5 protein-coding genes are annotated in these 7,663 nt (G+C 45.5%); all 5 read right to left on the reverse strand.

From position 1 onward, the window contains the following. Window positions 1–1,067 (reverse strand): SH3 domain-containing protein (locus N4310_RS06530; protein ID WP_262092540.1); only part of this gene is annotated, 1,067 nt, incomplete at its 3' end. A 112-nt stretch (window positions 1,068–1,179) separates the two neighbouring features. Further along, on the reverse strand, window positions 1,180–1,938 hold the full coding sequence (gene tpiA / locus N4310_RS06535) for a triose-phosphate isomerase (protein ID WP_262092541.1): 759 nt from the start codon (window positions 1,936–1,938) through the stop codon (window positions 1,180–1,182). 191 nt (window positions 1,939–2,129) lie between these two features. Then, complete coding sequence (gene tuf / locus N4310_RS06540) at window positions 2,130–3,326, reverse strand: elongation factor Tu (RefSeq protein WP_135038088.1); 1,197 nt, start codon at window positions 3,324–3,326, stop codon at window positions 2,130–2,132. 132 nt (window positions 3,327–3,458) lie between these two features. Beyond that, window positions 3,459–6,224, reverse strand: a complete 2,766-nt coding sequence (ppc, locus tag N4310_RS06545; protein WP_262092542.1) for a phosphoenolpyruvate carboxylase — start codon at window positions 6,222–6,224, stop codon at window positions 3,459–3,461. Between the two features lie 77 nt (window positions 6,225–6,301). Further along, entirely contained in the window at window positions 6,302–7,510 is a 1,209-nt protein-coding gene (gene ftsW / locus N4310_RS06550) for a cell division peptidoglycan polymerase FtsW (RefSeq protein ID WP_262092543.1), read from the reverse strand. Between the last annotated feature and the right edge of the window lie 153 nt (window positions 7,511–7,663).

A 7,663-nucleotide genomic window follows, 5' to 3' on the forward strand; every position in this document is an offset into this window, starting at 1 on the left:
ATGATATCGTCTTGACCAGTTTTCTCAGACCAGCTTGGGACAAGGACTTCCTTAACACCTGCTGGGTGATTAACATTGGTAACAACCACATCATAGCCAGAACTAGATACATTGGCAGTTGACACTCGACCGGTCTTCTCAACCTTCGGTACTTGCGGAAGCTCCTCAATAGCTACATAGCGACGAAAGCCAGAGTAGGAAATATAAGAAATCCAGCGGTGATTTTCTGCAGTTAGCACACGGTCATAACGAACAGATTGACCAGGAGAATAGAAGGCTAAATCCGGGCTAGACAAGCGTGCTTCATTTTTGACACCTGCTGTTTTACTAAAGGTATAGGTTCCCTGCGGAGCCAAAGCATTCAAGGTGTTGGCAACTGCTGAGTCCGTTGTTTGACCAGACTGATTCTGTCCGGGTAGGGCTACATAGCGACGAGCACCTGAAGCTCCAATATAAGACAACCATAGTCGCTCATCTGCACTCAAGAGACGGTCATAGATGACAGACTGTCCCTTTTGATAGGTTGCAACAACAGTAGAAGACAGGTTAGGCTGGGAATGAACAGCTGTCTTTTCCTCGAAAACATAGGTTCCTGAATCTGGTAGAGTCGCTACATTTGGGTTTCCAGCTGTCGCTGCTCGACGAACAGGATTTACGCTTGGAGCTACAACAGGGCTACTACTTGAAGAGCTAACAATTGCAGGACTTTCAACTTTTGAGGATGCCGGTTGAACCTCTGGAGTCACCTTAGTTTCCACTTTGGACTCGCTAACAGAGGACACAGATTCACTTGGTACTAGTTCTGCTTGAGCAACTGAACTAGTCTCAGTAGACGGTTCAACTTCTTTTTGGCTACTTGCAGGAGTAGGCTCAGAAGTTATTTGAGTGACCACCTCGGTACTACTACTTGCGACTGTTTGACTGGTAGCCTCTGTTGACGCAGAACTTTCTGCTAGACTATCCGCCTGCACTTGCCCACCCATAAAGGCCAAGCTCGCAATAAGAACCGAGGCTGCTCCGAAAGAGTACTTCCGAATTGAAAAACGCTGTTGCGACCCATGTTTCATAGATTTCATTTCCTTTAAATTTTCTTAAACTTACCTGTTCATTTTACCATAGAAAATAATTTTTTCAATGCAAATAAAGAAAAAAGCCCGGAAAAACCGAGCTTTGAAACCATTAGTTTACAAAATCCAAAAGAGCTAGGAAGCTATCCACTTCAAGGGAAGCACCACCTACAAGAGCTCCATCTACATCTGGGCAAGCCATGTACTCTTTAACATTAGATGGATTTACAGAACCACCGTATTGTACACGAACCTTATCTCCAACTTCTTGGCCGAAGTCCGCAGCCACAACGTCACGAACTGCTTTACACATTTTCTGTGCATCATCTTGAGTTGCAGATTTACCAGTACCAATAGCCCAAATTGGCTCATAAGCAATGACAAGAGATGCCACTTGCTCTGCTGAAAGATCTTTAAGCGCTGCCGAAACTTGAGCTCCAACAAACTCAACCGCTTGTCCTGCTTCATAAGTCTCAAGAGACTCACCACAACAGATGATTGGAGTCATACCGTTACGGAAGATTGCGTGCGCTTTTTTGTTGATATCTTCGTCTGTTTCATGGAAGTAATCACGACGCTCAGAGTGACCGATGACAACATAGTCCACACCCATTTCACTCAAGACTTTAGGGCTTGTTTCACCTGTAAAAGCACCTGCATCTTCAAAGTAAGTGTTTTGAGCAGCCACTTTAAGATCTGAATCTTTAGAGAACCAAAGAAGAGCATTCAAATCAACAGCTGGTGCAGCAATCGCTGCTTCAACAAGATCAGCTGAAGGCAATTTACCTGCAAGTCCCTCTACAAAAGCTTGAGCTTCTTGAGGATTTTTGTTCATTTTCCAGTTACCGGCAATAATTGGTTTACGTGACATTTCACATACCTCTTCTATTTTTATTACAGTCCCTATTTTATCACAAAGACAACCAGAAAAAAAGGACATTTCCGCCCTCAAAGCAATCTTCAATGACTAATTCTTCATTAAATGTAAAAAAACACTAGCCTGTCCCAAGGACAAGCTAGCGCTGTTCTGACTTTAATTGTTAATCTAGGAAATGAACCGAATTAAGCTTCGATTTCAGTAACCATACCTGAACCAACAGTACGTCCACCCTCACGGATAGAGAATGTTGTTCCTTGTTCTACGGCGATTGGGTGGATCAACTCAACGTCGATTGTCACGTTATCACCAGGCATAACCATTTCAGTACCTGCTGGCAACTCGATAGAACCAGTTACGTCAGTAGTACGGAAGTAGAATTGTGGACGGTAGTTGTTGAAGAATGGAGTGTGACGTCCACCTTCTTCTTTAGTAAGGATGTAAACTTCACCTTTAAATTTAGTATGTGGGTTGATAGAACCTGGTTTAGCAATAACTTGTCCACGCTCGATCTCATCACGTTGAACACCACGAAGAAGAACCCCAACGTTGTCTCCTGCAAGACCTTCATCCAATTGTTTACGGAACATTTCAACTCCAGTAACAACGGCTTTAGTAGTTTCTTCTTTGATACCAACGATTTCGATTTCGTCGTTGACACGAACCACACCACGGTCGATACGTCCAGACGCAACAGTACCACGACCAGTGATTGAGAATACGTCCTCGACTGGAAGAAGCAATGGTTTGTCAGTATCGCGTTCTGGTTCTGGAATGTATGAGTCAACAGTGTTCATCAATTCCATGATGATGTCTTCAAATGCTGAATCACCTTCAAGCGCTTTAAGAGCTGAACCTTGGATAACTGGTAGGTCATCACCTGGGAAATCGTATTCTGAAAGAAGGTCACGGATTTCCATTTCAACCAACTCAAGCAACTCTTCATCATCAACAAGGTCAACTTTGTTCATGAAGACGATCAAGTTCTTAACACCAACCTGACGTGAAAGAAGGATGTGCTCACGAGTTTGTGGCATTGGTCCATCTGTAGATGCTACTACAAGGATAGCTCCGTCCATTTGAGCCGCACCAGTGATCATGTTTTTAACGTAGTCCGCGTGTCCTGGAGCGTCGATGTGAGCGTAGTGGCGTTTTTCAGTTTCGTACTCAACGTGTGCAGTGTTGATGGTGATTCCGCGCTCGCGCTCTTCTGGAGCAGCATCGATAGAAGCGTAATCTTTAGGTTGGTTAACTGATGAAGGCAAACGACGTGCCAAAACAGTTGTAATCGCTGCAGTTAGGGTAGTTTTACCGTGGTCAACGTGTCCAATTGTACCAACGTTAACGTGGGGTTTACTACGATCGTATTTTTCTTTTGCCATTTGGGTAAAAGCCTCCAATAAAATATATTTTATAGATAGACAGTAGGCAATACAGTCTAACTTTCCCTACTATTCTATCAGACTGTTAGAAAAAATCAAGCCTTTTACTTCTTTTTTTAATTTTTCCGCCGATTAACCAGAGTTGCGCAACCCTGTCGCAATTCCATTGATCGTTGTCGCAATCAAGGAATCTGCTGAAGCCGGTAAATTCCCCTCCCGCTTGCGACGAATTAGCTCCACCTGAACATAATTCAAAACATCAAAATAAGGCATCCGATAAGACAAACTGTTGGAAAGATAGCTGTTGTCCGCCAAGAGCTCATCTCTTTCTTCTATTAACAGAACACTCTCCTTGGTTTTGTGCCATTCTGCCAAAATCAGGTCATAAACAGCCGCAACCTCTGGATCCTTTACCAAATCCAGATAGTGAGCCGCAATGGTCATATTTGATTTAGCCAGTACCATGTCAACGTTGGAAAGTAAGCCTCGGAAAAATGGCCAATTCTGATACATCTCGCGGAGAATGTCCAGCCATTCTGGATCCTCTGCAATTAAGGTCTGAAAGGCCTGACCAACCCCGTACCAACCAGGCAGCATCATCCGGTTCTGGGACCAAGAAAAGACCCAAGGAATCGCCCTCAAACCAGAAATCTCCGTAATCGTTTTACGAGCTGCTGGCCTGGAACCAATATTTAAACTGGAAATTTCTGCAATCGGACTAGCTTCAAAAAAGAAATCATAAAAAGCAGGATTTTCAAACACTAGCTGTCGATAGGCCTGGTAGCTACTTTGCACCAGGTGATTCATAACCCGTCCATAGGTTTCACGCTGCTCTACACTCAACTCTGCTTCCAGGTTCAGCATCCGGTCCAACGAAGCCGACAGCAACATTTCCAAATTGTAATAGGCCGCTTCCTGATTGCCATACTTGTTGGCAATCACTTCCCCCTGCTCCGTTAAACGCAGGCGGTCCCGGATACTTTCCAACGGTTGGGCAATAATCGCTTCATAAGTTGGGCCACCACCGCGACCCACTGTTCCACCACGGCCGTGGAAGAAGGTCACCTTGATCCCAAATTCCTGCCCCAGTTTTTGGAGATCTTCTTGGGCTTGGTAAAGGGACCACACTGAAGACAGATAACCACCGTCCTTATTACTATCCGAATAGCCCAGCATGATTTCCTGATAGCCGTTTTGAGAGGCAATCCATTTTTGAACCAAGTCCAAAGACAGATAGTCCTGCATGGTCTGACGTGAAGCCTCTAAGTCCTCAATCGTTTCAAAAAGTGGAACTAACTGGAGACGGGTGCTTTCGCGGTTTAATAAGCCAACCTCCTTCAAGAGAGTTGCCAATTCCAGTAAATCAGACACACTGGTGGCATGCGAGATAATCGATTGGCGAATCACTTCTTCTCCCAATACATCTTTGAGTTTAGCAGCCATTTTGAAAATGGCTAGTTCTTTAGCCAACAAGTCACTCTTGGGCAGGGTTGGGGCTGACAAGGGCCGGGGATCCTCCGTCAACAACTGCAAGAGCAGGGCAACCTTTTGGTTCTCTGTTTTACTTGCATAATCATCAACTAAACCAGCTGTAGCTAATAATTCTGCCACGCAGGATTCGTGCATGGAAGAATCCTGCCGCAGGTCGATGCTGGCCAGGTAAAAACCAAAAACCTCTACCGTTGTCAGCAGCTGACTCAATTTCCCACTAGCCAGGTGCTGCTGACCGAAGGTCAAGAGGGAATCTTGAACCTGCTGCAACTCTGCCCGAAACTCCGCCGCACTGGCATAGGCTGGAATAGTCTCCCAATCACGCTGCTGTTGGATTCGGATCAAATCTTTACCAGCCAAGGTCACATCCAAGTTTTCCGCCCGCCCCAAGAAGTCCTGCATGTCCCGCTGCGTTTTTAAGAGTCGATCCCGGATCCAAGAAAGCGCTCGACGATAGGGTTCTTTTTCCCTAAAAATCGAATTATCTTGTGAGAGGCTAGCCAACTGTTCTACCTCGGCACTAACCTGTGTCAAATTCAAGGAAACAGAATAGTCCCGATACAACTTGTTGAGCGTTTGTAGGTAAAAGTCAAAAAGAACTTCCTGCTGAACACGGGCTGATTCTTTCAGGGTATCTGCAGTCACAAAAGGATTGCCGTCGCGGTCGCCGCCAATCCACATTCCCATAGAAATGGGCTTACTGTTAGGAACAGATAGTCCCTGCTCTTGTGCCAACTCGCGATAGGTCTGGGTAAGCCGGGGAACCGCCTCCAACAAGGAGCTACGATAATAAGCCATAGCATTGACAATTTCATTGGTAACCGTCAATTTCTGCTCCCGGATCAGATCAGTTTGCAAAATCGTTTCCAGATAGCGATTAAGCTCTTCTTCCCACTCTGCCTGGTTCAAATCTCCTGGTAAGGCCATCCGCTTCTGCTTGAGAAGGTCATGGATTTGCGACATCAAATCCAGCAAGGACTTCCGTTGGACCTGGGTTGGGTGGGCCGTTAAGACCGGCACCACCTGAAGATCTTCGAGGAGAGTCTGGGCATTCTCCATTTGCGCCATCCGGGCAACCGCCTGGCTCAGTTTCCCAAGATAGTCCTCCTGTAAATTATTCCGCCGTTGAATGGTCACCTCCAGATCAACATCCTCGGCAATATTAATCAAAAGAGGAACGACCGCAAAATAGCGAACCAACAATGCCATCCGCTCCAATTCTAAATCCTTCAGATAAGCGGCAATCGCTTGATCCGCTCCTGCCACGACCCAGTTTTTTACCTGAGCAATTTCGTCTAAGACACCTGGACCATAAGCTGCTACCACAATCTGGTTGACCATCCGGGTCAGTTCTTGGGCATCCTCGGCAATGACCTCTGCGGATACCTGGTACTCTAGTTTTTCCATTTTTTCTCCTCGTATGCAAAAAGAGGCGTGGACAAGGCCTTTCCTCATCCCGCCCAATCAAACAAGCCCTTTCATCCTCAATAGAGAGGCTGACCTTCTTCTAGCGCTTTCTTTTTTTCCGTCGCATCAACATTTAAAACAAAAGCAATGGCAATGGACAGAACCAACAAACTATTCCCACCTTGCGAAAGGAAGGGGAAGGTAACCCCGGTTGAGGGAATCAAGCCGGAAATCCCACCAATATTGACAAAGGTCTGCGTCAGCAAAAGCCCACCAACTCCTGTCGCCAACATGGCATTAAAGGGATCACGCGCCTGAATCCCAACCAACAAAATCCGCAGGATCAGGAAAAAGAGCAAACCTAAAATCAAACTGGCACCGACAAAACCCAACTCCTCAATCACAATGGAGAAGATAAAGTCTGTATGCGCCTCAGGCAGGTAGCCATTCTTCTCAATCGAATTCCCCAAACCAAGCCCAAACCAAGAACCATTACTCATAGCATAGTAGGAATTGGCTAGTTGGTGGCCCGAATCGGACAAATCCTCAAAGGGGTTAAAAAAAGCACTAAACCGCTTGGCAATATAACCAAACAAGGGAATTTTAGCCACAACATCAACCCCGACCAGACGAATCGCTCCCAAAATAGCTGCCGACAAGGCCACAATAGCTCCCAGACTGGTCATAAACCAACGGTAGGAAATCCCACTCAAGGAAACCATAATTAAGGTCAGCAAGGTCAAAATCGTCGCATTTCCCAGGTCCGGCAAGGAAGCCACAACCCCCAGAGAAATTAGAACTGCCACTCGCCAATCGGTAAAACTCCGTGGAAAGACGGTGTTTTTGGTCAAGGCATAATAGTCACTGCTGGCAATCAACTCCTGTTCGCTGCTAAAAACCGAAGCCAGGTACCAAACCATTACCACCTTGAGGTATTCAGCCGGCTGCAAACTCAAAGGCCCCAGCAAAATCCATCCCCTAGCCCCATTGATTGTCGCTCCAAAGAAGCGTGAAATAATCAGCAAGAGGACAACCACGCTGAGAATAAAGCCGACTACTTTTTGATTTTTCAAAAAGTCTAGTTTCATTTTGTAAATCAAGGCGATCCCAATTAAACTCGCAATCCAAAAGATCCCTTGTGTCAGTACGGAGCCAAAAGGATTCCCGCCACTCTGGATCGAGTTTGCACTCGTTGTCGAATAGACCACAATCAGCCCCAAAACCGACAAGATGAGGTAAGGAATCAGGATTGAGTAATTTAACAAATAGCGTTTTTCAATCTTCATTGCATACCCGTTTTCTCTAAAATTTCAGCCTTGATTATACCATTTTCACTACCAAAAAAAAAGCAAAAGACGATACGAATCATTCCCGTTGCTTATTCTTTTTGAAAATAATGTCAGGATCCTGACTCCTCCTCATCAATTTCATAAAAATAA

The sequence above is a fragment of the Streptococcus danieliae genome, from assembly GCF_025447695.1.
Lineage (GTDB): Bacteria > Bacillota > Bacilli > Lactobacillales > Streptococcaceae > Streptococcus > Streptococcus danieliae.

What these genes read in the sequence shown, in the direction of transcription:
- tpiA (WP_262092541.1), bottom strand. Translation starts at nt 1,938, where the DNA reads ATGTCACGTAAACCAATTATTGCCGGTAACTGGAAAATGAACAAAAAT.
- tuf (WP_135038088.1), bottom strand. Translation starts at nt 3,326, where the DNA reads ATGGCAAAAGAAAAATACGATCGTAGTAAACCCCACGTTAACGTTGGT.
- ppc (WP_262092542.1), bottom strand. Translation starts at nt 6,224, where the DNA reads ATGGAAAAACTAGAGTACCAGGTATCCGCAGAGGTCATTGCCGAGGAT.
- ftsW (WP_262092543.1), bottom strand. Translation starts at nt 7,510, where the DNA reads ATGAAGATTGAAAAACGCTATTTGTTAAATTACTCAATCCTGATTCCT.